This is a genomic window from Arthrobacter sp. CDRTa11, assembly GCF_026427775.1.
Classification (GTDB): domain Bacteria; phylum Actinomycetota; class Actinomycetes; order Actinomycetales; family Micrococcaceae; genus Arthrobacter.
In genome coordinates this window covers 3,991,447-4,015,009 of sequence record NZ_CP044532.1, presented here as the reverse complement: position 1 = coordinate 4,015,009, position 23,563 = coordinate 3,991,447, and the positions used below count along the sequence as shown (strand labels likewise).

Annotated in this window: 31 protein-coding genes; 18 read left to right on the top strand and 13 right to left on the bottom strand. The window is 65.1% G+C overall.

Annotated elements, in window-relative coordinates:
- Nucleotides 1-137: 137 nt before the first annotated feature.
- Together F8G81_RS18250 and F8G81_RS18245 are read right to left on the bottom strand one after the other, a co-directional pair.
- Nucleotides 138-926, bottom strand: coding sequence for a fibronectin type III domain-containing protein (locus tag F8G81_RS18250; protein WP_267276063.1), 789 nt, complete (start codon nucleotides 924-926; stop codon nucleotides 138-140).
- A gap of 34 nt (nucleotides 927-960) precedes the next feature.
- Nucleotides 961-1,098, bottom strand: a complete 138-nt coding sequence (locus F8G81_RS18245) for a hypothetical protein (RefSeq protein WP_267276062.1) — start codon at nucleotides 1,096-1,098, stop codon at nucleotides 961-963.
- On the opposite strand from F8G81_RS18245, the gene F8G81_RS18240 reads away from it, so the two are divergent.
- Nucleotides 1,097-1,654, top strand: a complete 558-nt coding sequence (locus tag F8G81_RS18240; protein ID WP_267276061.1) for a hypothetical protein — start codon at nucleotides 1,097-1,099, stop codon at nucleotides 1,652-1,654. The genes F8G81_RS18245 and F8G81_RS18240 overlap by 2 nt on opposite strands.
- A 25-nt stretch (nucleotides 1,655-1,679) precedes the next feature.
- On the opposite strand, the gene F8G81_RS18235 is transcribed toward F8G81_RS18240, so the two are convergent.
- Nucleotides 1,680-2,771, bottom strand: a complete 1,092-nt coding sequence (locus tag F8G81_RS18235; RefSeq protein ID WP_267276060.1) for a hypothetical protein — start codon at nucleotides 2,769-2,771, stop codon at nucleotides 1,680-1,682.
- A gap of 395 nt (nucleotides 2,772-3,166) precedes the next feature.
- Between F8G81_RS18235 and F8G81_RS18230 the strand changes: the two genes are divergently transcribed.
- The 7 genes from F8G81_RS18230 to F8G81_RS18200 all read left to right on the top strand — a co-directional run bounded on the left by F8G81_RS18230 (nucleotide 3,167) and on the right by F8G81_RS18200 (nucleotide 8,616).
- The gene (locus F8G81_RS18230; RefSeq protein ID WP_267276059.1) at nucleotides 3,167-3,982 is read left to right on the top strand and encodes an MBL fold metallo-hydrolase; all 816 of its coding nucleotides are present in this window, start codon (nucleotides 3,167-3,169) and stop codon (nucleotides 3,980-3,982) included.
- 114 nt (nucleotides 3,983-4,096) lie between these two features.
- Nucleotides 4,097-4,345: a hypothetical protein gene (locus F8G81_RS18225; protein WP_267276058.1), complete on the top strand. Its 249-nt coding sequence runs from the start codon at nucleotides 4,097-4,099 to the stop codon at nucleotides 4,343-4,345.
- A gap of 93 nt (nucleotides 4,346-4,438) precedes the next feature.
- On the top strand, nucleotides 4,439-5,044 hold the full coding sequence (locus F8G81_RS18220) for a TetR/AcrR family transcriptional regulator (protein ID WP_267276057.1): 606 nt from the start codon (nucleotides 4,439-4,441) through the stop codon (nucleotides 5,042-5,044).
- A complete protein-coding gene (locus F8G81_RS18215) occupies nucleotides 5,044-6,279 on the top strand; it encodes a glycosyltransferase (RefSeq protein WP_267276056.1) in 1,236 nt (411 codons plus the stop codon). The genes F8G81_RS18220 and F8G81_RS18215 overlap by 1 nt, the downstream gene beginning before the upstream one ends.
- 168 nt (nucleotides 6,280-6,447) lie before the next feature.
- Nucleotides 6,448-6,618 carry a hypothetical protein gene (locus F8G81_RS18210; protein WP_267276055.1) on the top strand — a complete coding sequence of 57 codons (171 nt, stop codon included), beginning with the start codon at nucleotides 6,448-6,450 and terminating at the stop codon, nucleotides 6,616-6,618.
- Nucleotides 6,619-6,962: 344 nt separating this feature from the next.
- The gene (locus F8G81_RS18205) at nucleotides 6,963-8,315 is read left to right on the top strand and encodes a MinD/ParA family protein (protein WP_267276054.1); all 1,353 of its coding nucleotides are present in this window, start codon (nucleotides 6,963-6,965) and stop codon (nucleotides 8,313-8,315) included.
- 85 nt (nucleotides 8,316-8,400) lie between these two features.
- A complete protein-coding gene (locus F8G81_RS18200) occupies nucleotides 8,401-8,616 on the top strand; it encodes a hypothetical protein (protein ID WP_267276053.1) in 216 nt (71 codons plus the stop codon).
- Between the two features lie 68 nt (nucleotides 8,617-8,684).
- Here F8G81_RS18200 and F8G81_RS18195 read toward each other — a convergent pair whose 3' ends face one another.
- From F8G81_RS18195 to F8G81_RS18175, 5 genes are all read right to left on the bottom strand, one after another.
- On the bottom strand, nucleotides 8,685-9,233 hold the full coding sequence (locus tag F8G81_RS18195) for a class F sortase (RefSeq protein ID WP_267276052.1): 549 nt from the start codon (nucleotides 9,231-9,233) through the stop codon (nucleotides 8,685-8,687).
- 159 nt (nucleotides 9,234-9,392) lie between these two features.
- Nucleotides 9,393-10,547 carry an ice-binding family protein gene (locus F8G81_RS18190; RefSeq protein ID WP_267276051.1) on the bottom strand — a complete coding sequence of 385 codons (1,155 nt, stop codon included), beginning with the start codon at nucleotides 10,545-10,547 and terminating at the stop codon, nucleotides 9,393-9,395.
- Between the two features lie 151 nt (nucleotides 10,548-10,698).
- On the bottom strand, nucleotides 10,699-11,466 hold the full coding sequence (locus F8G81_RS18185) for an SDR family oxidoreductase (protein ID WP_267276050.1): 768 nt from the start codon (nucleotides 11,464-11,466) through the stop codon (nucleotides 10,699-10,701).
- 311 nt (nucleotides 11,467-11,777) lie between these two features.
- Entirely contained in the window at nucleotides 11,778-12,257 is a 480-nt protein-coding gene (locus F8G81_RS18180) for a hypothetical protein (protein ID WP_267276049.1), read from the bottom strand.
- Nucleotides 12,258-12,502: 245 nt separating this feature from the next.
- Nucleotides 12,503-12,802, bottom strand: a complete 300-nt coding sequence (locus F8G81_RS18175) for a hypothetical protein (RefSeq protein ID WP_267276048.1) — start codon at nucleotides 12,800-12,802, stop codon at nucleotides 12,503-12,505.
- 582 nt (nucleotides 12,803-13,384) lie between these two features.
- On the opposite strand from F8G81_RS18175, the gene F8G81_RS18170 reads away from it, so the two are divergent.
- From F8G81_RS18170 to F8G81_RS18155, 4 genes are all read left to right on the top strand, one after another.
- Entirely contained in the window at nucleotides 13,385-13,822 is a 438-nt protein-coding gene (locus F8G81_RS18170; RefSeq protein ID WP_267276047.1) for an ester cyclase, read from the top strand.
- Nucleotides 13,823-13,959: 137 nt separating this feature from the next.
- Nucleotides 13,960-14,400 (top strand): MarR family winged helix-turn-helix transcriptional regulator, encoded by a 441-nt coding sequence (locus F8G81_RS18165; RefSeq protein ID WP_267276046.1) that lies wholly within the window; start codon nucleotides 13,960-13,962, stop codon nucleotides 14,398-14,400.
- A gap of 123 nt (nucleotides 14,401-14,523) precedes the next feature.
- Entirely contained in the window at nucleotides 14,524-14,844 is a 321-nt protein-coding gene (locus F8G81_RS18160) for a DMT family transporter (RefSeq protein WP_267276045.1), read from the top strand.
- Between the two features lie 35 nt (nucleotides 14,845-14,879).
- A complete protein-coding gene (locus F8G81_RS18155) occupies nucleotides 14,880-15,305 on the top strand; it encodes a DMT family transporter (RefSeq protein ID WP_267276044.1) in 426 nt (141 codons plus the stop codon).
- A gap of 153 nt (nucleotides 15,306-15,458) precedes the next feature.
- Here F8G81_RS18155 and F8G81_RS18150 read toward each other — a convergent pair whose 3' ends face one another.
- Both F8G81_RS18150 and F8G81_RS18145 read right to left on the bottom strand, forming a co-directional pair.
- Nucleotides 15,459-15,668 (bottom strand): hypothetical protein, encoded by a 210-nt coding sequence (locus tag F8G81_RS18150; protein WP_267276043.1) that lies wholly within the window; start codon nucleotides 15,666-15,668, stop codon nucleotides 15,459-15,461.
- Between the two features lie 297 nt (nucleotides 15,669-15,965).
- The gene (locus F8G81_RS18145) at nucleotides 15,966-16,334 is read right to left on the bottom strand and encodes a hypothetical protein (RefSeq protein WP_267276042.1); all 369 of its coding nucleotides are present in this window, start codon (nucleotides 16,332-16,334) and stop codon (nucleotides 15,966-15,968) included.
- A gap of 154 nt (nucleotides 16,335-16,488) precedes the next feature.
- Here F8G81_RS18145 and F8G81_RS18140 point away from each other — a divergent pair, with 154 nt between their 5' ends.
- From F8G81_RS18140 to F8G81_RS18120, 5 genes are all read left to right on the top strand, one after another.
- A complete protein-coding gene (locus tag F8G81_RS18140; protein ID WP_267276041.1) occupies nucleotides 16,489-17,706 on the top strand; it encodes an MFS transporter in 1,218 nt (405 codons plus the stop codon).
- Nucleotides 17,707-17,880: 174 nt separating this feature from the next.
- The gene (locus tag F8G81_RS18135; protein WP_267276040.1) at nucleotides 17,881-18,420 is read left to right on the top strand and encodes an alternate-type signal peptide domain-containing protein; all 540 of its coding nucleotides are present in this window, start codon (nucleotides 17,881-17,883) and stop codon (nucleotides 18,418-18,420) included.
- A 74-nt stretch (nucleotides 18,421-18,494) separates the two neighbouring features.
- Nucleotides 18,495-19,106: a hypothetical protein gene (locus F8G81_RS18130; RefSeq protein ID WP_267276039.1), complete on the top strand. Its 612-nt coding sequence runs from the start codon at nucleotides 18,495-18,497 to the stop codon at nucleotides 19,104-19,106.
- Nucleotides 19,107-19,110: 4 nt separating this feature from the next.
- A complete protein-coding gene (locus tag F8G81_RS18125) occupies nucleotides 19,111-19,785 on the top strand; it encodes a signal peptidase I (protein WP_267276038.1) in 675 nt (224 codons plus the stop codon).
- Complete coding sequence (locus F8G81_RS18120; RefSeq protein ID WP_267276037.1) at nucleotides 19,782-20,300, top strand: hypothetical protein; 519 nt, start codon at nucleotides 19,782-19,784, stop codon at nucleotides 20,298-20,300. The genes F8G81_RS18125 and F8G81_RS18120 overlap by 4 nt, the downstream gene beginning before the upstream one ends.
- Nucleotides 20,301-20,388: 88 nt before the next feature.
- Here F8G81_RS18120 and F8G81_RS18115 read toward each other — a convergent pair whose 3' ends face one another.
- From F8G81_RS18115 to F8G81_RS18105, 3 genes are all read right to left on the bottom strand, one after another.
- A complete protein-coding gene (locus F8G81_RS18115; RefSeq protein WP_267276036.1) occupies nucleotides 20,389-21,297 on the bottom strand; it encodes a phosphatase PAP2 family protein in 909 nt (302 codons plus the stop codon).
- 119 nt (nucleotides 21,298-21,416) lie between these two features.
- On the bottom strand, nucleotides 21,417-21,917 hold the full coding sequence (locus F8G81_RS18110) for an SRPBCC family protein (protein ID WP_267276035.1): 501 nt from the start codon (nucleotides 21,915-21,917) through the stop codon (nucleotides 21,417-21,419).
- Between the two features lie 25 nt (nucleotides 21,918-21,942).
- Nucleotides 21,943-22,287 carry an ArsR/SmtB family transcription factor gene (locus tag F8G81_RS18105; RefSeq protein WP_267276034.1) on the bottom strand — a complete coding sequence of 115 codons (345 nt, stop codon included), beginning with the start codon at nucleotides 22,285-22,287 and terminating at the stop codon, nucleotides 21,943-21,945.
- Between the two features lie 71 nt (nucleotides 22,288-22,358).
- Between F8G81_RS18105 and F8G81_RS18100 the strand changes: the two genes are divergently transcribed.
- Nucleotides 22,359-23,369: an o-succinylbenzoate synthase gene (locus F8G81_RS18100; protein WP_267276033.1), complete on the top strand. Its 1,011-nt coding sequence runs from the start codon at nucleotides 22,359-22,361 to the stop codon at nucleotides 23,367-23,369.
- The last annotated feature ends 194 nt before the right edge of the window (nucleotides 23,370-23,563 follow it).

Below are 23,563 nucleotides of genomic sequence, written 5' to 3'. Positions count from 1 at the left end.
GCAGCCGCCGCAGCATTCTCAGTCGGTGCCATGTTCAGCATGGCGACGTGGGCGACATTGCCGAAGCACTCAAGGACGTGCTGGCGCTCATCACCCGCTGGCCTGCCCAAGCGGGAACAGGCCAGCACGCTTCACGACTAGACGATCTGGTCGCTGTGTGACCAGTTGTCGAACTGACCTGCCACCGTTCCGGTAGACCAAACACCATGCCGCGTGCCAGTGTAGCTGGTATCCGTGAGCGTGATGACGACCGTCCCGTTGATCTTGCAGACGATGGACGACCCATTCAGAACCACTGACATCACGTCGCCGGCCGCAGGGGTTACGCCCGCCGCCGTTCCAAGTGCCGTGTATGCGTTCGAGCCGGTTCGCTTGGACAGGGTCCAAGTGCCGCCGGCGTTGTAGAAGACGTATCCGGTGTTGTTGGTGCCGGATGGCAGCCTGAACACGATTCCCTTGTTGGCGGTTGTTCCAAGGTTTGTGACCGTGATAGTGCCGTTGGCCTGCCCGGTGTCTACCGCAACGTCGTTCGGGTTCGTGGTGATGGTGCCCGCGATCCGGTTGAGCGTGTTGGAGACGATGGACCACAGTGACGGGTTGATAGCTGCCCAGGTGAGGGCTCCTGTTTCGGTGGTTCCGAGGCTGCTGGAGTCCGCACGGGTGAAGGTGTCAGCCACGTAGATGACCGGCGGCGTCGGGGCGACTGCCGAGGCGGTGGCCGAGTATGTGCCGGTGCCGATGCCATTGACTGCTGCCACGCGGAATTCGTAGGTGCTGCCTGCGGTGAGGCCGCTGATGGAAGCGGACAGGGATACTACCGGTGCATCTGCCGCGCTGGTCCATGATCCTCCGCTGAGTCGGTACTGGACGCTGAAGTGGTTGATCGTGGACCCGTTGTCAGTGGGGCGTGCCCATACGAGGTTCACGACTCGCTGTCCGCGCGTCCGTTTCCGCCTGGGCTCAGCAGTCCACCCTGCCCCGGACTGGCAACGACACTACCGTTGGAAAGGTGACCGGCGCCGGGCCTACCGGCACTTCGTTGGCGGGTCCGCTGACGGAGGCGCCGCCGTCGGACGTTCCTGTTTCAGGCGCTGCCATGGCTCCTGCAGGTGCGGGTTCGGCAGCTACGCGTTCTCCGCGCAGGGACCGGCCCGCTCCTTTCGTTCCGTTGCCGGTGGAGGACACGCAGCTCAGGCCCGCCAGCCTGGGCGTGGAGGCTGAAACCGACGACGTGCCCGAGCCCCGGCGTCGTCCCAGATGGCTGATGCTGGCGGCCGGGGGAGTCCTGGCGGCCTTGACGGTGACCGGGGTGGTGCTGGTCAACGGCGCTGGAACGCCCAGCGCGCCGCAGGCAAAGCCCACCCTTGATGGGCCCCTGGATGCGGTTGCGGGAGGTGTGGTTCCGGCTCCCACCAACCTTGCCGGAACCGCGTCCGGAGGCACCGTGACGTTCACTTGGCAGAACCCTGCTCCCGCGGACGGCGACGTGTACATGTGGCGTCCGGTCACCGCACTGCAAGCGGGGGAGTACACCAGCTCAAGCCAAGCCAGCGCGGTCCTGACCGCCGGCCCGGACCAGACCTGCCTTGAGGTGGTGATCCGGCGCAAAAACGGCCAGGCCTCGCCCGAACCGGCCAAGGCCTGTGTGCCCTGACCGCGTTAGGGAGTCCTGAACGCCCCTACGGTGCGTCCGTCATGGTTACCCGGTCGGTGAGCTCATACCAGAGTGAAGACGCGCCGATCATTCCACCGGGGCAGGCGAGGCCCAGTTCCATGAGGCCGTCGCTGTCGGCTGTGGCGCGCAGGGCCAGGTAGTACACGACGTCGGCGTTGCTTTTGTTTTTGAAGCGCAGCTCATATTCCTCCATTTCGATGAGGCTACTGCTGTCCCGCAGCTTCACATGGACGCCGATCTTCTCCTCCGCCTCGACCGGGCCCCCTACGGACTTCTTCACACCCTCGATCTCAGCGGCCATGGCCACCTTGGTTGCCCCCCTGTCCTCGGTTTCGCCGGTGGGAGGAAGGATGGCCTGATGGGTGGTGAAGACGCACTGCAGATCGGCGTTGGTGTACTCCATGGTGCCCTCGCGGACCTGCTCCGCGGCCCAGCCCTCGGGTGGCTGGACAGACCATACGGGCGCGCTGTCGAAGCCGGCTGAATCGAAGACGGAAACAAAAGTATCCGCTGTTTCCTCAGGGGCGGCTGTTTCGTCCGGGGCCGCCGTTTCGCTGGCGGTGGGATCAGGAGCCACTTCAGGCTGCTTCCCGCCGGCCAGGCCGTTGAACACCATCACGCCCGCGACTGCGATTACAGCCAGGGCGCCGGCGCCACTGGCAACCCAGCCCCAGACCGGCATGCCGGTTTTCTGGGCAGGCGGCGGATACATCGGGGAGCCCGGCTGCCCGTAAGGGGCACCGTTTTGCTGTGCGGGGTACTGCTGGGCGGGGTCTCCATAGAACGGCTGCCCTGCCTGGCCTGGCTGCTGCGCGTTGTGGGGCGGGAACTGCTGGGTCTGCCCGTCCTGGATAGGGTACCGGCGGACAGTGGGGTAATCGCCGCCATATTCTGGCTGTGGCTGCTGGCCGTACTGTCCGTCTTGGCCCGGCTGCTGCGGGTTGTAGGGCGGGAACTGCTGGGTCTGCTGTCCGTCCTGACCCGGAGCCTGGGGGACAGCAGGATATTCCCCGCCGTGCTCAGGCTGTGGCTGCTGCGGATTAGGCTGCTGTGGGTTGGGCTGGTGTGGCCAACCGGGCTGCTGGTTGTTGCTCAATGGATCCCCCAATATATGGCGCGGAAGTGCAGGTACCATCATGCCGTATCAGGGGAACACCGGGCGATGGGGAGCTGTGCCCATCCGTTTTACGCTGGCACATCCGAATGTTCAACACACCGGACGGTGGCAATCAGCTGGCCGCCGTCGTCGGCCTTTCGATAGACGGTCACGTGGTTCGTGGTCCGGCCGCAGGCAGCGCAAAAGGCTTTGTGTTGTTTAGTCCCCATGGACCGATAGTACCTAACCGAACGTTTCGGAAAGATTAACCTGTGGGCCACCCTCCGCTCGCCCGTGGTGATCCGGTGCCCTTCCACGTCCCGGGAACTCCAAGGCCCGATGGGTAGACTCGAGCCCAGAGGAAACCAACTGCTTGCCGGAGGTATGGAGAAACAATGTCAGAATGGCTCGAAGTCGGTGCGGACAACTATGTGCTCGTCACCGAAGGTTCACTCCTGAACACCGGCCTGATTGTTGGCTCCGAGCGGGCCATGGTGATCGATACCGGCTGCGGTCCGCGGCAGGGACGCGAGATCCTGGACGCAGTGCGTGAGAAGACCCACCTGCCGCTGGTGGTGGTCAACACCCACGCCCACTACGATCACTTCTTCGGCAACGCCGTCTTCGCCGAGGACGGCGCCAACGAATTCTGGGCCCATGAAAACTGCGCCGCCGAGATCGACGAGCGCGGGGACCTGCAGCGCCGCTTCGTTGGCACCCTGGAGCCGGAAATGTCCACCGGCGAAGGTGACAACGTGGAACTGGTGGTGCCCAACGCCATCGTGAAGGACCAGCCCGTGCTGGTGGACCTGGGCGGGCTGACCGCCACCCTGTTCTACCTGGGCCGCGGCCATACCGACGGCGACCTCCTGGTGGGCACTCCCACCACCCTCTACGTGGGCGACCTCGTAGAACAGGGCGCCCACCCGTCCTTTGAGGATTCGTACCCGGAGGAATGGGCCGACGCGCTGCGGCACATTTCCGCCCTGCGCCACCGCTACGAGTTCCTGATACCGGGCCACGGCAAGCCCTGCAGCGACCAGTTCGTGAAGACCATGGCAGACACCATGACCACCGCCGTCCGCCAGGCCATGCAGTCCATCCGCGACACCCCGACTGACGCCACCAAGGCCATTCCCGTGCTGCCGTACGGCCCGGAACAGTCCCGCTGGTTTATCAAGCGGCTGCAGGAGACCCGCCCGCAGCACTGATGGCCTACGTCTGCTTTGTGACGCAGCATGGCGGCCCAGCTGTGTCGCACAAACAGTACTCCCGGCGTCCTATAGGGTCCACAAGCCCATCCGGTTTCAGACGTAGGAGTATCAATGACAACAGACCAACAAATCAGCCCTGTGCAGGACCAGGCCCTCGGCCTTAAGCTGCGCCGCAATTCCATCATCTTCGGTGTGATCGGGCTGGTCATTTTTGGCGTGGCTTTCGGAGCGTTGGCGTTCCTGACCGCCCGCAAGGCAGAAGCCCAGGGCGTCAAGGCCACGGCCGGCAAGGTCCTAGGCATCATTGGGTTCATCGGCGGAGTCATCGTCCTGGCTATCTTCATGAGCAGCATCAAGTAAGAACCTCTCGCGCACTAAGAGGGGCTTCGGGGCGTGGTGTTTGCCCCCGGGGTCCCTCTTGACGCCGTCAGATTTAGAGTTAACGTAGTTAACATGAAATTGGCGGAGGAGGCCAAACGGCCTTACCGGATGGCAGCCCGTTCCGATGCTGCCGCGGCCACGGCAGAAGCCATTCTCGACGCCGTGACGGAGCTCTTCTGGGAGCAGCCATCCGATCAGATCCGCCTGGATGAAGTGGCCGCAAGGTCCGGCGTCACCGTCCAGACCGTCATCCGCCGCTTCGGAAACAAGGACAAGCTGTTCGCCGCAGCCGCCGAACGCCAGTCCGAGCAAGTGGTGCAGGCCCGCTCGCGCGTGGTGCCGGGGGATGTACCGGGCGCGGTGGCCAACCTGATGGAGCACTACGAGCTCATGGGTGACCGTGTGCTGCGGATGCTCGCAGAAGAGGGCCGCATGCCGGCGCTCAAGGTCCTTGCCGACCAGGGCCGCCGCCTGCACCGCCAGTGGTGCGAGCACACGTTCGCACCCTTCCTCCCTGACCAGCCGCCGGCCGTCCGCAAGCGGCGGCTTGCCCAGCTGGTAACCATCTGTGATGTCTACACCTGGAAGCTGCTGCGCCGCGACAGCGCACTCACCCGCCGCCAGACGGAGCAAGCCCTCGCGGAAATGCTTGCCCCCTTCACCAAGGACGTGACCTGATGTCCACCATCCTCGCCTACACCTCACCCGCACTGGGCCATCTCTTTCCCATGACACCCCTGCTGCTGGAACTGCACCGCCGCGGCCATGACGTGCACGTACGCACCCTTGCCAGCCACGTCGGGCTGATCCGGAGCCTCGGACTCACCGCAGAGCCCATCGACCCACGCATCGAAGCCGTCACCATGAACGACTACACAGCCCGCGGGCCGAAGGGTGCTTTGGCTGCCGCCGCGGGGATATTCGCCACCCGCGGCACCTATGACGCTCCGGACTTCCGGGCGGCAATCGACGGGGTCCGCCCGGACGCTGCCATCGTGGACATCAACAGCTGGGGCGCCGGCTTCGCTGCCGAGGCCTGGGGCGGCCCCTGGGTGTCCTTCTCGCCCTACACTCCCGCGCTCAGCTCGCCGGGTACACCGCCGTTCGGTCCCGGCCTGCCTCCCATGGGCGGCTTCCTGGGACGGGTCCGGGATGCCGTACTGGGCAGGGCCGTCCTCGGAGCTGTGGAGCAGTCCATGTTGCCCCGGCTCAACGCCTTGCGGGAACAGCTGGGGCTTCCGCCCGTGGCATCGGCCGACGAGTTCCTCCGCAAGGCCCCGCTGATGCTGGTCACTACCGCCAAGCCGTTCGAATACGCCGTCACGGACTGGGGGCAGGAGGTCCTGATGGTAGGCGCCCCCACCTGGGAGCCTCCGCAGGACGTCCCGGAATGGCTGACCTCCATTGACAAACCAATCGTCCTTGTCACCACGTCCTCCGAGTTCCAGGACGACGGCGTGCTGGTCCGCACTGCCCTGGACGCGTTCCGGGACGAACCCGTTCACACTGTTGCCACCATGCCTGCAGGAATCCCTGACGGGCTGGACGTGCCCGCCAATGCCACCGTGGTGGATTTTGTTCCCCACAACGCCGTCCTTGACCGTGCAGCCGTTGCGGTCACCCACGGCGGCATGGGCTCCACCCAGAAGGCGCTGGCGCACGGCGTGCCGGTGTGTGTGGTGCCTTTCGGCCGGGACCAGCTGGAGGTGGCCAGGCGGGTGGAGGTCAGCAAGTCCGGGACCCGTCTGCCGCGCAGGAAGCTCTCGCCTGGACGGCTTCGGCGGGCCGTGAAGGACGCCATGGCCATGCGTGCCGGTGCCGCTCGGGTGGCTGAAGGCTACGCCGCAGCCGGCGGAGCCTCCGCCGCCGCGGATGCCATCGAGGCCCGGCTGCTGCAGTCACACGCGGCTTGACTCGCTCCGCGCCGCCCCTTGTGCTAGCGGGTGCCGGAACGCCGGATTTCCGCGGAATCACGGGAATCCGACTGGATGTGGGCGGCGATGAGGAAAACGTTTGCCCTCTTGTGGGTTCGTTGACTTGCCACAATGGTGTTAGCTGGATAGCGTGTTCCCTGATCCGACATGGGGGATCCTGCTAACCGACGGAGGTTCGTTGTGGCTCTCGCCGACTTTGCCCTGGCGCTGTGCGCGCTGCTGGGCACGCTGTTGATTCCCTTTCTGGTGATGTACCAGGTGCTCAGACTCAAGCGCCGCGCCGTGCGGGTTGCCGCCATCCGGGAGGGAATCCGCTAGCCATGCCGTACGTCGATATCAACCCCCACAAGGGCCGCCCCAAATGGCAGGCCTACGCCGTCCTGGCGCTCCTCCTGGTGGCCACCTCCGCTGTGGTGGCGCTTGCCCTGTCGCGGGTCTGACCGCTGGATTCTGCCTGAGCACCTAGACTTACTGTTTGAACCAGACAGTAAAGTCCAGCAGAACCTTATGCCGAAAGTCCTGGGGGGACAGACATGCCTGATCCGGCGGATCAAAACGCTCGCGCCCTCGCACCTGATGCAGATAAAGGGCAGCCGCAGTTGCGCCGACGCCGCGACCTCCGTCGCGCCGACGGTGACCTGACAGACGCCCGGACAGGAACCATGCCAGCCATCACTCCGAACCCCTCCAGTCCGTCAGAGGCAGGCCAGCCGCCTATCCGCCGCAGCTCCTGGGCCGAAGCGGCCGCCGCTGCGGACGCAGCGAAAACCACGGGCCACGTCCCCGCACCCAGCCGGCCGCCGGCATCCTTCGCGCCTGCCGGCCGCCAGCCGGAAGCTGGTGTGCCCGCGGTTGGGGTGCCTGATTCGGATACGCCGGCTGTTGACGTGCCGGCTTTTGCCGGTCCCAGCTTCGAGACGCCGACAGCTGCCGCCCCGGCGGCGGCCGATCAGGACATCAGCACCTCCGCCCCCGCGGGCGGCACTGCGGACGCTGCGCCGCCGTCGTCGGACGCTTCTACCAGTACCGAACCGGTGCGCCGGAGCAAGCGGCCCAGCGCCGCGGACGTTATTGCCGACACCCCGATGCCTGACTTCACCAGCTCGCCGGGCCTGTTTGTCCGTGAGCAGAAGCCCCGGCCGGTGGGCGGATTCCGCGGCGCCATGTACTCGCTGACCGGTGGGGCCTGGAACCTGGGCCCCGGCGCCAAACAGCGCGCAGAGGACGAACTGCGCCTCCGGATCGCGCGCCAGCTGCAGGGCAGCTTCAACACGGCGGTCCTGAGCCTGAAGGGCGGCATCGGCAAGACCTCCACCACGGTGGGCGTGGGCCTGACCCTGGCCGAATTCCGCGGCGATCCGCCCTGCGCCATCGATGCCAACCCGGACTCCGGCGACCTGGTGGAGCGCGCCCTCGGCGAGGGCATTTACCAGCAGGCCAGCCCGCGCACCATCACGGACCTGCTCAAGAACATCGAGTCCGTGGATTCGCTCACCGCGCTGTCCCGCTACATGCACCACGCCGGCCGGCTGCACCTGATCGCGGGGGAGCAGGATCCGGAGGTCTCGGACTCGCTCACGGCGGCCGAATATCTGCGGATCCGCAAGCTTATCTCCAGCTACTACTCCATCGCCCTGACCGACTGCGGCACCGGCGTCACGCACAACGCCATGAGCGGCATCCTGCAGTCCGCTGACAACCTGATCATCGCCGCAGGGTATGCGGTGAGCGGCGCCAAGCGGGCCCGCAGCACCCTGCACTGGCTGGCCAGCCACGGCTACGAGGATCTGGCCCGGAACGCCATTGTGGTCATCACGGACAAGGACGAAGTCTCCTCCCGCGTGGACAAGGACGCCATCGAGGAACACCTCGCCGGCATCTGCCGCCAGCTCATCGCCGTCCCGCATGACCGCGGCGTGGCCGACGGCGACCTGGTCACCCTGGACGTCCTCAAGCCTGAAACCCGGCGGGCGTACAAGGAAATCGCCGCCGCCATGGTGGACGGGTACCGCTAACGCCGTCCGGCAAGTGCTGCCGGTGCCAAAAAGCAGGTACCGGCTACTCGGGTGGCGGGCTGTGCGTGGTCCCTACCATCGGACCATGATGTATCTGACGTACAGCAAGCGCCGGCGTCCGGGGCGCCCCGGCGGGCCGGGCGGGGTCCTGCGGGATGCGGGCTGGACCGGCCTGTCCATCGCTGCCGCCGTCATCCTGCTTCCCGCCATCGGCACCAGCGCGCTGGCCCGTGCCATCCTGCGCAAAGGCCCTGATTCCCATGGTTCTGAAACCGACAGGACCCATTACCTGATCACCTGAGCGGCCCGCCGTTCGCCCAAGTGGGTAGCTGTAAGTGTCGCTTTCAGCGTCGAAAACGGCACTTGCTGCTACCTACTTTGGGTTTCCAGCGGGCTGGCCTCAATAATGATGTTCTTGCCCCAGAGGTCCTCCGTGAAGCAGGTGATGAGGATAAGGCGGCCCGGAACTATGTCCCAGATCGGGCTGGCCTCGAGCGTGCTTTTGTTCTCCGTTGTGATCGCGTCCACCTTAAAGCCAAGGGTCCCCTGCTCCGTGGTGACGGTGAACTGATCGCCCGGCTGGGAACGGGCGCTGATGTTGTTGAAAGGGGAGCCGCGGCCTTCCCAGCTGTGCCCGACGATATAGGTGGTGTTGGTGGACCCCGCGCCCGGGCTGCCGTACGGAGCAAGCCAGTACGCCTCCACCGTGTGCGGCGGGACGATAGATCCCAGGGTCAGCTCCTGCTCCGTCGGGGACAGCGCCAGCACATCCTGGTCCATCTCCACCGCGGGATAGGTGATGTGTAACGGAGGTGAGGCGACCTGCACCGGGCCCTGAGGCACGTCAAGCGACGGAACTGCCGGAGCCGGCGTCGCCGGACCTGCCGAAGGAGCCGGCTCCGAGGGTGCAGCCGACATGACGTCCTGTGAGGACGACGATGCCAGGATCAGCAAGGACAGAAAGAACGCCCCGGCCAGCGTACGGCCGGCCGGGACCCACTCCTGCTTTCCCCCGCCCAGGGAGATGGGACTGCGGTGCCGGGCTTTGCCGCCCGGTCCCCGCCCCCGTTGCCGGCGTTAACTGTTCCGACGCCTTCCGGCCAGCAGCCTGGCCCCGCTGATGCTTCCCGCCGCTGCGCCAATCCCGGCGATGACTGCACCCCAAGCCACAAGCGCCCCAGGGCCTACTGCTGAAACACTCGCGGCGGTGTCAACATCGGTCCCTTGGTTCCGCCCCCTTGTTTCGCCCGTCCCCCCGGTTCCGGTCCCGGTCTTGGCCAGCGGAGCTCCCGTGGTGGGAGAAGCCGTGGGCGTCGGCGTGGCGCCCCTTGCTGTGGTGGTTTCGGTGGCGGTACCGCCCGCCGTCGGCGTGCCGGTATCTGTCGCCGTCGGCGTGCTGGTGACTGTCGACGTCGGCGGTACCGTTTCAGTCGGCGTGCCCGTGGTGGGCGGCGGACCGGCGACGCAGCCCGGCGCGGTAAACACGTTGCTGTCAAGGGTGACGGCGCCATTGCGGGCCAGCGCCCGGCCCTCCACGGTGGCGCCCGTCTGGAGGGTTATCGACGTCAGAGCCAGGATGGTCCCCTTGAAACTCGAGGCGGTGCCCAGCGTGGCTGAACTTCCCACCTGCCAGTACACATTGCAGGCCTGGGCGCCGTTGGTCAGGATGACTCTGCTGGCCGAGCCCGTCACCAGGGTGGACGCGACCTGAAAGACGAAAATGGAGTTGAAGTTCCCTTTCCCGTCCAGGGTCAGCGCCCCGTTGAGACCCAGCGAACTGCTGGACGTATAGACACCCTCAGTCAGGGTGAAGCCGGCCAGATCACCTGACACCCCGGTGGTCATTGGCCGAGCTGCTGCTTCGTTGTAGGCGGTGACCACGTCCAGCTGCGCCTGCACCGCAAGCGCATTCGCCGCGTTAGTGGCGGCAAGAGCGAGGCCGGGAGGAAACCCCGTGATTGCCGACCCCGGGCTCACCCCCAAATTTCCCGGAAGAATGGATGGGCCCGTGTTGGTTACGGTGCTGCCGCCCAGCACGGAATAGGGGGCGGCGGTGCCAAGGTTGATCGGGGCCGCCGCAAACGCCGGCTGCTGCCAGGCAACGGCCAATGCCAGAACAAATATTGCGGCGGATCCCAGGACGGGCACGGCGGCCCGGCGGCGAAAACTCGCCGCAGCCGGCGGGGTGGATTGGTTTCGAACGGAGTGGTTTTGCGTAGAACTATGTCGCATTTGCGACTACTTTCCCCCAAGCGGAGCAAGCTGCTCCAAGCCATCACAAGCCCCCGGATGCTTGAGGGTGTGACGCCGTAGGGACTCTACGCCTCATCGGCCCACATAAATAGGGCTGAACGAAAGACCCGCAGTATTGGCAGGTTCCGCCCTACGGCTTGGGATGCACCTGCTGCTGCTTCAGCGCTGCCAGCCACTCCCGGAACGTCTGGCGTCCGACGGCGGCGCCCGCCTCCGGGAGCAGGGTCCCGTTGCGCATCGCTTTCCACAGCCGGCCCGGCGCTGTGGCGCCAACAACAAGCTTCCGCTGCCCTGATTCCCGGGCGTACGTCCGGACCATGTCCACCAGCTGCTCCACCCGCGGCCCGCCCAGGTCCGGAATCCGTCCCTGCGGGCCTGCCTCCGCGGCGTCCACCAGGGCCACGGCCACCTCGCGGGCGGCGATGGGCTGGGTGGTCATCCGGGGTACGACAGCCAGCGGGCCAACCGAGCTGCGGGCCAGGACCTGCCCGGCGAACTCGTGGAACTGGGTGGCGCGCAGGATCGTCCAGGGCACTTCCCCGCCGCTGACCAGCTCTTCCTGGACCAGCTTGCCGGAGTAGATCCCGGCGGCAGCCTTGTCCGCACCAACGATGGACAGCGCCAGGTAATGCCGCACGCCGGCAGCCTTGGCCGCCTGCAGCAGGTTGGTGGTGGTGGCCCGGAAAAACTCCACCGATGCTTTGGCGGACAGGGTCTGGATGCTGACAACATCAATAACGGTGTCCACGCCCTCCAGCGCCCCGGCCAGGCCGCGGCCGGTGACCAGGTCCACGCCCTCCGAGCGGGCGAGGATCTTCACGGTATGCCCCCGCTCCCTGGCGATGCTGACCACGTGGCGGCCCACTTTCCCGGTTCCGCCGGCGACTGCGATGTTCATGCGTGCACTTCCTTCGGTGGGTGCGCTGCCGGCGTTCCGGCAGCACGAGGAGGATGACCGGCAGCAGGCTGGCGGCCAGGCTCAAAAACGTTGCCCACGGCGTCGGCCATTGCCGGCCCCTGCAGATGTCCCAAATGGTAGCCCGGATGCGGAACGCCCAACACCGTCCACCCAGGGCGCGGCGCGGGTGGCCGCGGTCCCGGCCGCGAGGAAAGCGTAGAAACCGGCTCCGGCCAGCGCCAGGCAGGAACGCAAAAACATTGAGACCGCATGCCGAAGCGGTGGGGAGCGTCCGTGGTGGATCTTGCGGGTTATCCCCTCGCCTGTAGCTGGCGGGAGCGTTGCATCGCTTGCGTGGATCGTTCCGCGGCCTGATGCTCGCCTGAGACGCGGTACAGGTCCGATGCCCATTGAAATTCAGCGGCGGCATCCCGATACCGGGCCTCGTCAAAGAGCCTGCGTCCGATGTGGTGGCGTACGTTGGCTTCCTCCACCCGGGTTGAGGCCAGCTGGAGTGCTTCCTCCTGCAGTTGCGCGGCTTCATGCCATCGGTATCGGCGTTGTAAGACCTGGGCCAGCAGCAGGAGTAGTTCCCTGCGGTGAGGCGTATCAGCCAGCAGCTGGAAGCCTTCCTGGAAGGCCTCAGTTTCACGGTTCAGCAGCGCCAGAAAGCGAACACGTTCCAGAGGAGAGCAACCGGTAACGAGGATGTTTTCCAGCGCTTCCCGGTCGATCACCTCATCACGGAGCGTGGCAGGGTTGGTTCGCCACAACTCGGAAGTATCTTCCACCCTTACGTGCCCTCCATGGATTGTCACGGGACCGGATGCCACACCTACCGACCTTAAGGGCCAGCACCGTCCCCATGTTCTCATGAGCTCTTGGTCCCGGCGACGCCTGTCACGCGGACGACACTGCCCTTCACAGGCTCTGCTGCGGGGCATGAAAAAGCATGCCGCCAACCAGTGGAGCAGCCCCGCCAGTTCAGGACTGGCGGGGCTGCTTGGATGTTCCCCCGGTTGTTGCGGGTTATTTATCAGCTGCTAGGTGGGCAGGAATTCGGCGCTCCTTGGCTGTTGGGCGGGTTGAACTCGCAGTCGTCTTCCAGTTCCTGGGGTTCAGGGCTCACGTTCGTTGTGTTCCCTTGGGTTTCGTTGGTCTGTGTGGATCCGACGCCGCCCTGGTTCCTGCCGGGGCCTTCGAAGGTGGTGCAGGTCACGGTTCCCTGTGTCTTTGTACAGTTATCGGGAAGGGGAGCCGCCAGCGCGGACGTGGCGGATCCGCCCAGAAGGAAAGCGCTCAGGGTGAGTGCAAAAAGAGTCTTGCGCATTTTCATGGTCCTAGTCTTTTTGACGGCCAGACCGTTCTTTGTGCGATCCGGCACGACGGAGGAATGGTCGGCGGAACCACAAGCTAGACCAGAACCCGTTCCGGGGAACCATCTCAACTGTTTGTCTGCCCGAAGCTGGCATCACCGCCAGTCTTGGCAGTGGATGAGCCGCTCAGTGTCCCCGAGCAGATCGGCCCAAACGCGGCGTGGCCCAGAACGCGCCTCCCACACAGGGCAATCGCTGGCGTTACTTCGCGCGCCAGGCTGTTGCCCATAAAAAGATTAGCGCCCCTGCCCTGACTTGTCCCTACCTAATTTTATTGGCCTAACACGCACATCTTCGTGAGCGGCAGCGCCTTCAAAAGACGAAGGATCCCCGTGGAGGGTAGGCGTCGTAGGTTCCGTGTTTGTCCCAGCTATTAGGCCGTGGATGAACGCGACGCCAGCGGTAGTGCGCCCGCTGTTCTGGAGTGATTGACACTCCTCCCTGCTCGGCGTGTACTTGAATCGGCTTCTGCCTCAACTGAAGCCCAGCCATGGAGCGGCCTGACCCTCCCGTAAGGCCGCCAATAGACGGAGGTCGAAAAAATGGGACAGGCACGCGATGTATTGGACCGCTTAACCACTGCCGTGACCGCGAGAGATAAAGAGACTCAGGCGGCGTGCTACGCAGCTGATGCCGTGGCCGTCACCCCCGAAGAGGGTGAGCTAGTCGGGCCGGCAGCAATCAGTAACTACCTGTCGCAATTTGGGGAATCGTTCCCGGATATCAGCTATGAGTATGCGCAGAAGTATGAGGATGGAAATGTAGCCATCGATGAGGGCTTTGTCGTCGGAACCAACACAGGACCGCTGCCCCTGCCGTCCGGCGAAAGCCTACCTCCCACGGGCAAAAGCATCAGGGTGAGAAGTACCGACATCGTCCACGTGGAGGATGGTCTGATCACAAGGCACGAATTCTACTTTGACCAGCTGGAGTTCCTAGGACAACTCGGCCTGCTACCGGAATCCCTGTCCAAGCCCTGAGCCTTAGGGCCATTCCCACGGAGATCCAAGGGGGCCGTTCAACACCTAAAGTAGGGTTGCTGGGGTGCTGGCTTGATGTACCCCCACGGAATGGGTAGGTTGTTGCATGTACATTCAATTATTCGGAGCGGCGGCCAGTGGGAAATCTCAGTTCGGCGTGGTCGCAGGTCGCGGCAGTGGTGAGTGCGGTGGACGCAGCCCTCAGCAAGTGGCTGTCGGATACGCATAATGTCGGCCTGACCGACTACAACGCCATACTCCACCTGAGCAAGGCGTCAGGCAGGGAACTGCGCATTAACGACCTCGCGCACAGGGTCGGCCTGAACCAGAGTTCGGCGACCCGACTCGTAGGGCGACTTGAGGCCAAAGGGCTGGCCGTCCGGGATACGTGCCCGGACGATGGCCGGGGAGTCTACGCAGTGATCACCGATCATGGCGTGAACGTCGTGAATGCAATTGGCGAGTCCTACGAGAACAAGCTCGGCGAGCTGCTTGGTACTGCAGCACAGGAACACCCGCATCTTAATCTCGTTGACCTGGATGGCGCGTTCGGAACCATCCGGAAACTCATCTCCTAACTCCAGGTGCAGCTATTTTTTTTGGCCATATAGCTGCATGTACATACAAAAAAGTCCTTAATGTCTTGACCCTTACCCGTAGTTGAGGGCCAGGGCGAGTACACACGAATCGAAAGGAACAACATGAGCTGGTTCTATCTGGGAATCGCCGTCATTTTCGAAGTCGCCGTCGGCATCTTAGCGAGCAAAGCAGAAGGCTTCACCAGGCTGTGGTGGACGGTCGGAACCCTCGTCAGCGGCGCGGTCGCCACCCTCTTCCTCAGCCTCGCTTTGCTGACCTTCGACGTTGGCGTGGGCTACGCGATCTGGACCAGTGTCGCCGGCGTCGGGATCGTCATTTTCGGTGCGCTCTTCCTCAGTCAGCGCCTGAACTGGAAGAAGGGCCTGGGCATCGCTGTCGTCATCGGCGGGGTCGCAGGGCTCCAGCTCAGCGGCGCCGCCTGATCTCCCCGCCCCATCACTTTGAAAGGACACTCCTAATGACCATCACAATCAACCCCAGCGTTAACCGCACAACGCCCACCGGCAAGAAAGCAGGATCCTGGCTGGTGCTGCTGCTGGCCGGAGTCTTCGAGATTGGCTACGCGCTCAGCGTGGCCGGCAGCAAAGGATTTACCGTCCTCGGTTGGTCGGTCTCTGCCTTCATTTTCTTCCTCTTGACCCTGTTCTGCCTCAGTGTTGCACTCAAGTCCATCGACGTGGGAATCGGGTACGCCGTTTGGGCCGGCATCGGTGCCGTCGGCGCGGCCCTCCTCGCCCCCATCTTCTTCGATGAAGTCCTCACCCCCATTCGCGCCCTCTGGCTGGCCGTCATCATCGGCGGCGTCATCTGGCTCAAGCTCACTGACAGCGCAAAGCTGCAGCGAATCCCCACCGAAACGCCAGTCCCCGAACCAACTCGGTGATCGGCAGCACCCGCCCGGGGCGTGCTGAGTACAGCAGCCGCCACGGGCGGGGTACTGTCACCGTTCCGCTGTCTCTGCGCTGACGCCTGACCTGTGAGTCGCAGCGGTAAATATCGGTGTACGCAGGAGGAACCCTGAGCGGAGAATGGCCTTTCAGTCGAGAACAGCGGCGATGGCCTCAATCTCGACAAGCTGGTCACGGTAGCCAAGAACCGTAACGCCCATCCACGATCCATCCTCATTCAACGGGCACGCACCGGCCAAGAAGATGAGCCTTGCGTTGCTAGGAGCGGTCGCCGCGTACGCGTACTGCGCAACATCGGCAAGTGCGCCCGAACGAATGAGAGTGATCGCGCGCGGCATGGCTGTCCTTCTTGAAGGTTGGATAGTGGCTGGTTGCCAGCCTAGCAACGCGGACGCAGGCCACGTCCCGTAAGCCGATCCTTGAACGGACGGTCAGCGCAACGCTCGTGGCGCCTAGTGGCAGGGCTGCCACCTGAACAAATCATTCAGTGTCAGTCCCTGTTCATCGAGCAGGATGGAGATTGGTCAGCATCACATCGCCCTGCTGGGAGATATCGTCAGAGACCAACTCGCCGGTATCACGGCAAAGGCGCGTGGATTGTGCTGAACCCTGAGAAGCTGCGGTTGTGGAACCTGCTATGAAGCTCCGGTCATCTCCCGCGGCGGCGCATGCGCGGGAAGTCCGCCCACCAACTCTGCCGCTGCGGCCAGGGACCAGCGCTCGTTCTCATGCTCGTAGCAGACCACCATGGCCACATCCGAGCCCTTCGCTTCATCCATGGCGAGGAGCAGGGCATCCTCTACATGCCTTGCATATTCCAGCCGTTCGGCCAGCGTGCCCTGGATTTCGCTGTCATCAATCACCACGTGGGCCTTGCCGTCCACGATGACTTTGAGCGAATACCCCTGGTCCTCCTGCAGTGAGCCGCGGGTCGATGAAATTTCGGTAACTTTGTCCGCACGGACCAGGCCGTTGCTGATGGTGCGGATCCACAATTCCCCCATGAAATCTCCCTTGGTTTTGTGTGGAACGGATGGCAGCCTTCCACAAGGCAAACGCTAGTCCTCCCGTGGCTTTTTGTGACCCCCGAATTTGCTGAAATTCCAACGACAGCACATAAAAGTGGCCCGATCCCGGCCCCGTCATAGGATAAATCTGATGACTTCGCCAGACAGCCCGCCGCCGTTCAACTTCCGGAGCATCGCAATACCCGCGTTCGGCCCCGCGCTGCTGTTCTGCATCGGCGAAGGAGCTGTCCTGCCCGTGGTGGTCCTCTCCGCCCGCGACCTCGGCGCATCCGTGGCGGTGTCAGCACTGATCGTCACGCTGATCGGTCTGGGCTCCTGGTTTTTCAACCTGCCCGCCTCCCTCATCACGCTCAAATTCGGCGAACGCTGGTCCATCGTTGGTGCCGCCGCTGTGGGCGCGCTGGCCCTCGCCGCGGCCGCAATGTCCTCCCTGATCCCCAACGGACTGTGGCTGCTCGCCGGGGCGATGGCCGTCGTCGGGATGACCGCCAGCGTCTTCAACCTGGCACGGCAGAAGTACCTCACAGAAGCGGTGCCGCTCGAATTCCGTGCCCGGGCGTTGTCCACGCTGGGTGGCGTAACCAGGATAGGCATCTTCATCGGGCCGTTTGTGGGTGCAGCCGTCATGCAGTTCGCGGGCATCGGCGGGGCCTACTGGGTGGGCGTGGCCGGCATGGCGGCCGCCGCGGTGCTCGCCGTCACCATCCCGGACCTGGTGGTTCCGCCGGCGCCCGACGGCGGACACAAGGGCCCCGAACCTACCCTGCGGAACGTGGCGGCATCCCATTCCGGTGTGTTCCTGACGCTGGGCCTGGGCATCCTGCTGCTCAGCGCCCTCCGCGCCTCCCGCCAGGTGGTCATCCCACTCTGGGCCGACCACCTGGGCATGGACGCCACCCAGGCATCGCTGATTTACGGGCTGTCCGGGGCGATCGACATGCTGGTGTTCTACCCCGCCGGCAAGCTCATGGACCGCCGGGGCCGGCAGTTTGTAGCCATCCCCTCCACCGTCATCATGGGAATAGCCATGCTGCTGATCCCGCTGACCGCTTCGTTCACCGGGCTCCTGCTCGCCGCGCTGCTGATCGGCTTCGGCAACGGCATCAGTTCCGGCCTGATCATGACACTAGGTGCGGATTTCTCGCCGGACCGCGGGCGCGGCCAGTTCCTGGGCCTGTGGCGTTTTATCGCCGACGCCGGATCAACCGGCGGGCCCGTGCTGCTCTCCGTGGTGACTGCGCTGGCATCCCTGGGCGCTGGGGTCTCAGCCACCGGGATTCTGGGGTTTGCCGCGGCAGCTGTGTTCGCCGTCGTACTTCCCCGGCTGAAGCACCGGCGGAACTACTAACGGGTTGTGTTGCGGGTTTACGCCACTTGTTTTACTAAAACCGCAGGTCAGAGGCCTGTTGAATGTTCAATTTCTTGAGCAAACATTGATTATTTTCGCCCCTTAGTCCTGATCGAGCACGTGCAATGTGGTCTTCAGCAGTAAATCAAGCACGCAAAAGTCTGAGGGGACATCATGAAGAACAGCACACTGATCAAGGGATCTGCGGCAATCGCTCTGGGCGCAGCACTGCTGGTAGGCGGCGGCGGCACACTGGCCAACTGGAACGCAGATGCGTCGGCCACGCCGGGCACCATTGTTGCGGGGGACCTGAACGTGGAAAACACCACCGCCGGCGTGTGGAAGGACCGCACCGGCGCAACAATCAACATCACCACGTACAAGGTGGTTCCGGGCGACAAGCTCACCTTCACGCAGGACCTGGCCGTCACGCTCACGGGCAACAAGATGGCAGCAACCGTCGCCACCACCGGCATCGATGAGACCAGCGGATTCACTGCCGCCAACGTCACGGTTACCGACCCGGCCCTGACGGTGGGCGGCACCGCCGTCGTCAACCCGCTGGTGGCCTCCGCCAGCACGCAGACGGTGACAGCGACGATCACCTTCGAGTTCCTGTCCACCACCGAGGACCGCGACGACGTTGGCGCAAGCTACAACTTCAACAACGTTGGCTTCACGCTGACCCAGGTCACCCAGACCGGCCTGTCCTAGCCTGACGCTGGCGGGCGGCCCTGAGCAGCCGCCCGCCACATCAGGACAGATTCGGATCAGGACCAGGAGGAACAATGCGGATGCCGCGGATGCTGCGCACCGGTGCGCTAATCGCAGCAGCGGTAGTCCTGGGACTGTTGACGGTGCAGGGCTCATACGCCCTCTGGAATGCCGCCTCCGCCGCGGCTCCGGGCACCGTCACCGCCGCATCGTTCGATGTCAGCCTCACTGCAAGTCCCTCCGGGCAGGCCACCAACATGAGCCTCACCGGAGGGGCCCCGGCAACCATCAACCTCACCCAAGCCACCTCGCTCGCACCCGGAACGCCGGTATACGCAAGCGTTGTGATCGGCAATAACTCCAACGCCGGCGGAACGTTCAGCACCAGCATCATTGTGGGGCAGCCGACCGTTTCCAATACAGGGTTCGGAGCCCTGGCCCAGTACGTCACGGTATCTGCAAAGTTCGCTTCGGCCGTCACGGAATGCGGCAGTTCCACCGGCTACACGGCGCTCACCGCAGCTGGACTCACGTCCGCGGCCGTCCCGAAGGCGGCCAGCACGGTTCTCTGCTTCCAGGTCAGCCTCAGCTCCTCCACCTTCATCCTCCTGAAAGGTCAGACGGTGAACATCAGTCTTCCCATCACGGCCCGCCAGCTCTGCGGGGTGCCCAGTGGCTGCGCCTGAAATCATGCCCGCTGACCTGGCTTTTGGCCGGGGCGGTGGCAGGCCTGCCGAAGCGGGCAGCCGCCGCGCGACGGCTGGCCGCGGCAATACCGGCGCGGAAGCCTGCGCGGACGCCGGCGCGGAGCCAAAGCGCCGGGGCTATTTCGCAGCCGCAGGCAAGGCCCTGAACCTGGTCGTCCTGATGATCCTCGTTTTCGCGGCACTGGTGCTGATCGTGGTTCCGCGGGCCACCGGGTCCGAGGCCTACACGGTGCTGACCAACTCGATGGCCCCCAAGTTCCCTCCCGGAACGTTCCTGGTGATCAAGCCTGCCGACTTCAGCGAACTGAAGTACGGCGATGTGGTGACCTTCCAGATGTATTCCGGCCGGCCCGACGTCGAAACCCACCGCATTGTGGGCTTCGGTGCCACGCAGGAGGGGGAGAAGACCCTCATCACCAAGGGCGACAACAACGGCGTCAACGACGCTGATCCCGTCCGTGAACTGCAGGTCAAGGGCAAGCTGTTCTACGCCGTTCCGTTCGTGGGCTACGCAGCCAACGCGCTGGGCAATGCCGACCGCAACACCTGGAGCATGGTCGCCGCTGCCGGGCTGATCGGGTACGGGGCCCTGCAGTTGGTCAAGGGAATCCGCAGCCGGAGGCGCACCCAGCAGGCCGACGCCGGGGCGCTGGCGTGAAGCCCGCCCAGGTGCCCGGAGCCAGGCTGGCCATCGGCGCCTTCGTCCTGACTGTTCTGCTGGGGGTTGGCGGCGCTTCGGCCTCAGCCCTCTGGGAGCAGTCCGCCACCGCCACCATGACGGTTACCGCCAACGGCGCCTGGCCCGGCCCGGCGCTGGCCGGGCTGACCTGCACCAACGACAGCCCGCACAAGGTGGCCACGCTCGCGGTCACCGTCTCGGCGGCGCCGGCCACCATCACGTACGCAGCCCTCCAGGCCAGCGGGAACTATGGCACGAGCTATACGGGGTCAACAATCCTGCTCCCGAACGGCTCCGCGAACATCGTCCTGACGGCAAGCCCATATTCGCAGAGGTCCCAGATCCTCAAGGACAATGCCGCCGGCCCGTTGACAGTGCGGGTTACTGCCACGTATCTGGATCAAACGGCCGCCTTTATGGACGTCACCCTGGACAACGCCACCGCCAACGGCAAGGTCAGCTGCCCGCTGGCTCCGGTGCCGGTCAGACACTAGCAGCTTCCTTCATCCCTGCAGCAGCACCGCTGCCCCCAGTACCTGCGCCGGTGCCGTGAAGCGTCCGGCACCGGCGCAGCCGGTGCGGTCAGCGGGAAGCTGGGACCCGCCGTCGGGCCGCATAGGCGAACAGCGAAGTGGTGGCAACGGTGGCCAGGTACCCGGCGATCACAATGAGGGAAATGCCGGCCCAAAAGTAGTTGGTGGTGCTGGCTTCCTGGCCCGGCCCCGGGGCGATCCTGGCCAGCGAGTACACGGCCACCGCGGCCGAGGCCAGCCCGATCATCACCGGCAGCGTCAGCCAGATCTTGGCCGAGCCCCAATGCCTGCCGAAGCCGTCCCACACATTCCAGGCCCCGCCATGGCGCAGGATCAGCCAGCCGGCGGGGATCATGAACGCGCCCACCAGCAGGAACGCCGCCACCACGTCGGCCGGGCGGTGCCACTGGTTGATCAGCGTGGACACCCCGGACGCGATGGCGAACGTGCCGCCCACAAAGCCGGCCATTGGGCGCCAGCGGGGCGACGCCATCAGGAACACCGCGGCCGCCGCCGACGCCGCCAGCGTGGTGTGCCCGGACGGAAGGGAGTTCAGCTCCAGCGTGACCACACCCTTGTCCGGGCGGGCCGGCAGCACATCCTTGAGGATCTGGGTGGCAATGTTGGCGCCGATGCACGCTGACACGGCGATCCCCGCGGCGGTCCAGCGGCGCCGGATCACCGTGACGAAGAGAACCACCACGGCGGCCATCACCAGCGAGATGGTGGGCAGCCAGTCCAGGAACTCGGTGGCTGCCTTGCCCGCAGGTCCGTGCACATCCACTGCTTCCACCAGGGCGGACTCGTCGATGAACTGGCCCGTGGTGGTCTGCACAAAGTAGTAGTACGTGGCGATCAGCCCCACGATGCAGGCGAGCGTGGCAAAGGCGAACATAAAGCCTGAGCCCGGGGCGGGGCGCAAAGGAGCGCGGGCCGGCGCCTGTCGTGAAACGGTCATCAGTTAAGGGTGTCACAGAAAGCTGGGAGCGGCCTTCAGCCAAAGTGACTCGCAGCTAACGTCGTGAAAAGCCGGAATGACGACGTTAACTGCGAGTCGGTTGGGGGAGGGGACCGGCGTCAGGTGAGTGACGCCGCCAGCTCCTCGATGAGCTCAAACTGCTCGCGCACGCCGCCTTCCATGCCGGACTGCGCAATCGTGTCCCGGACTTCCTTGCTGCCCGCATCGGTGAGGATGCTCACGGTGGTGGCGCCGCCGTCGGCATCCCGGAAGGTGACCGTGTTGACCACGCCCTCCCCGCCGGATTCCTCCCCGGGCATCTCCATGACCTCGGTCTGGACGATCCTCTCGTTGGGCACGATCTCGCGGTACGTTCCGTGGAACGCCACCTCGAATTCGCCGTGCGCCACCATAACGTACCGCCACGCGCCGCCCACCCTGAAGTCCATGTCGGCCACGGTCATCTCGCCCCGCCGTCCGGCCCACCACTTCCTGACGAGTTCCGGCGTGGTCCAGGCGCGGTAGACCAGGTGCCGGGGCGCGTTGACGGTGCGGGTGATCAGGATTTGCTCGTCGCTGGGGAACGTAACTTCCATGGTGCCGCTGCTTGTCTGTGCCATTGCCCTATTCCTTCTCTCAGTCTTTCTAGCCGTCTTTGTCTTCTTGGTCTTTGAGGTCCTCCAACACGCCCTCCAGGAGCTCGAAACGCTCCTCCCAGAGGTGCTGGTAGCCGGCAACCCAGTCGTGGATAGGCTTCAGGGCCTCAGGATTGAGCCGGTACAGCCGCTGCCTGCCCTCATCCCGCACCTCCACCGCGCCCACCTCGCGCAGCACCCGCAGGTGCCGGGAGACGTGCGGCTGAGCCAGGCCCAGCAGGTCCACCAGTTCGTTGACCGGGCGCTCGCCGCCGGTCAGGGCGTCCAGGATTTCCCGACGGCGGGGCTCAGCCACCGCGTTGAACGCATCTGCCGTTGTTGCTGCCCGTGCCATGATTGGATTGTATACCCATATGGATATGCATTGGAAGGGGTTCTGTCCGCCACCGCTTGTACAGTGAACAGATGCCTACCCCGACTGTCCCGAATGGCGTCCCCCCGCTGGAGGAGCTGCTGGCCTCCGCGCACGTGGTGAGCCTGCCCATGCGGGTGAAGTTCCGGGGCATCATGGAGCGCGAAGCCCTGCTCCTGCACGGACCCCTTGGGTGGGGGGAGTTCGGCCCGTTTCCGGAATACGCGGATGGGGAAGCTTCCCGCTGGCTTGCCGCCGCTGTTGAGGCCGGGTGGCAGGGCTTCCCGCCTCCCCTCCGGTCCAGCATCCCTGTCAACGCCACCGTGCCCGCCGTCTCCGCGGACCGGGTCCCGGACGTCCTGGCCCGCTTCGGCCGGGTGGACGCCGTGAAGGTCAAGGTGGCCGAGCGCGGCCACACGCTCGACGACGACGCCGCCCGCCTCGCCGCCGTCCGCTCCGCCCTCCCGGATGCGGCCATCCGTGTAGACGCCAATGGCGGCTGGGACGTGCCCACGGCGGTGTCGGCACTCACCCGTCTGGCCGGCGTCGGGCTTGAATACGCGGAGCAGCCGGTTCCCACCATCGACGGGCTGGCCGAGGTGCGCTCCCGGCTGCGGGCGGCCGGAACCCCCGTGCTGATAGCGGCCGACGAAAGCGTCCGCAAGGAATCCGACCCCCTCCGGGTGGCCCGGGCCGGCGCGGCCGACCTGATTGTGGTGAAGGTGGCGCCGCTCGGGGGAGTGCGGCGCGCGCTGGAGATCGTGGCGCAGGCCGGGCTCCCCGCCGTCGTGAGTTCCGCCCTGGACACTTCCGTGGGGATCCGGGCCGGGCTTGCCCTGGCGGCATCCCTGCCGGAGCTTCCCTACGCATGCGGGCTGGGCACCGTCTCCCTGTTCGAGTCCGACATCAGCACCGATCCGCTGGTGGCCGACGACGGCGCCATCCTCCTCCGCGATGTCTCTGCCGACGCCGGGCTGCTATCGCAATTCGCGGCTTCGCCGGAACGCCGGGACTGGTGGCTGGCCCGGCTCCGCCGCGTCCACACCCTCCTGACCGCCCCCTGAACCCCCTCCACCCTCCACCCGGGACGCTCTCTCACTTGATGCGGGTTTTCGGGCAACCCTCTCGCACTTGATGCGGGTTTTCCTGAGACGCTCTCTCACGTTTCTGCAGGTCACGAGCGGTTCACCGGAACTTCATCTGGCTGACGGCTCTGCGTAGGAACCGGCTGACAGGGTGGGCGGGACCTCATCGAATT

What these genes read in the sequence shown, in the direction of transcription:
- F8G81_RS18240 (WP_267276061.1), top strand. Translation starts at nt 1,097, where the DNA reads ATGGCTCCTGCAGGTGCGGGTTCGGCAGCTACGCGTTCTCCGCGCAGG.
- F8G81_RS18245 (WP_267276062.1), bottom strand. Translation starts at nt 1,098, where the DNA reads ATGGCAGCGCCTGAAACAGGAACGTCCGACGGCGGCGCCTCCGTCAGC.
- F8G81_RS18230 (WP_267276059.1), top strand. Translation starts at nt 3,167, where the DNA reads ATGTCAGAATGGCTCGAAGTCGGTGCGGACAACTATGTGCTCGTCACC.
- F8G81_RS18225 (WP_267276058.1), top strand. Translation starts at nt 4,097, where the DNA reads ATGACAACAGACCAACAAATCAGCCCTGTGCAGGACCAGGCCCTCGGC.
- F8G81_RS18220 (WP_267276057.1), top strand. Translation starts at nt 4,439, where the DNA reads ATGAAATTGGCGGAGGAGGCCAAACGGCCTTACCGGATGGCAGCCCGT.
- F8G81_RS18215 (WP_267276056.1), top strand. Translation starts at nt 5,044, where the DNA reads ATGTCCACCATCCTCGCCTACACCTCACCCGCACTGGGCCATCTCTTT.
- F8G81_RS18210 (WP_267276055.1), top strand. Translation starts at nt 6,448, where the DNA reads ATGGGGGATCCTGCTAACCGACGGAGGTTCGTTGTGGCTCTCGCCGAC.
- F8G81_RS18205 (WP_267276054.1), top strand. Translation starts at nt 6,963, where the DNA reads ATGCCAGCCATCACTCCGAACCCCTCCAGTCCGTCAGAGGCAGGCCAG.
- F8G81_RS18200 (WP_267276053.1), top strand. Translation starts at nt 8,401, where the DNA reads ATGATGTATCTGACGTACAGCAAGCGCCGGCGTCCGGGGCGCCCCGGC.
- F8G81_RS18195 (WP_267276052.1), bottom strand. Translation starts at nt 9,233, where the DNA reads ATGTCGGCTGCACCCTCGGAGCCGGCTCCTTCGGCAGGTCCGGCGACG.
- F8G81_RS18190 (WP_267276051.1), bottom strand. Translation starts at nt 10,547, where the DNA reads ATGCGACATAGTTCTACGCAAAACCACTCCGTTCGAAACCAATCCACC.
- F8G81_RS18185 (WP_267276050.1), bottom strand. Translation starts at nt 11,466, where the DNA reads ATGAACATCGCAGTCGCCGGCGGAACCGGGAAAGTGGGCCGCCACGTG.
- F8G81_RS18175 (WP_267276048.1), bottom strand. Translation starts at nt 12,802, where the DNA reads ATGAAAATGCGCAAGACTCTTTTTGCACTCACCCTGAGCGCTTTCCTT.
- F8G81_RS18170 (WP_267276047.1), top strand. Translation starts at nt 13,385, where the DNA reads ATGGGACAGGCACGCGATGTATTGGACCGCTTAACCACTGCCGTGACC.
- F8G81_RS18160 (WP_267276045.1), top strand. Translation starts at nt 14,524, where the DNA reads ATGAGCTGGTTCTATCTGGGAATCGCCGTCATTTTCGAAGTCGCCGTC.
- F8G81_RS18155 (WP_267276044.1), top strand. Translation starts at nt 14,880, where the DNA reads ATGACCATCACAATCAACCCCAGCGTTAACCGCACAACGCCCACCGGC.
- F8G81_RS18150 (WP_267276043.1), bottom strand. Translation starts at nt 15,668, where the DNA reads ATGCCGCGCGCGATCACTCTCATTCGTTCGGGCGCACTTGCCGATGTT.
- F8G81_RS18145 (WP_267276042.1), bottom strand. Translation starts at nt 16,334, where the DNA reads ATGGGGGAATTGTGGATCCGCACCATCAGCAACGGCCTGGTCCGTGCG.
- F8G81_RS18140 (WP_267276041.1), top strand. Translation starts at nt 16,489, where the DNA reads ATGACTTCGCCAGACAGCCCGCCGCCGTTCAACTTCCGGAGCATCGCA.
- F8G81_RS18135 (WP_267276040.1), top strand. Translation starts at nt 17,881, where the DNA reads ATGAAGAACAGCACACTGATCAAGGGATCTGCGGCAATCGCTCTGGGC.
- F8G81_RS18130 (WP_267276039.1), top strand. Translation starts at nt 18,495, where the DNA reads ATGCGGATGCCGCGGATGCTGCGCACCGGTGCGCTAATCGCAGCAGCG.
- F8G81_RS18125 (WP_267276038.1), top strand. Translation starts at nt 19,111, where the DNA reads ATGCCCGCTGACCTGGCTTTTGGCCGGGGCGGTGGCAGGCCTGCCGAA.
- F8G81_RS18115 (WP_267276036.1), bottom strand. Translation starts at nt 21,297, where the DNA reads ATGACCGTTTCACGACAGGCGCCGGCCCGCGCTCCTTTGCGCCCCGCC.
- F8G81_RS18110 (WP_267276035.1), bottom strand. Translation starts at nt 21,917, where the DNA reads ATGGCACAGACAAGCAGCGGCACCATGGAAGTTACGTTCCCCAGCGAC.
- F8G81_RS18105 (WP_267276034.1), bottom strand. Translation starts at nt 22,287, where the DNA reads ATGGCACGGGCAGCAACAACGGCAGATGCGTTCAACGCGGTGGCTGAG.
- F8G81_RS18100 (WP_267276033.1), top strand. Translation starts at nt 22,359, where the DNA reads ATGCCTACCCCGACTGTCCCGAATGGCGTCCCCCCGCTGGAGGAGCTG.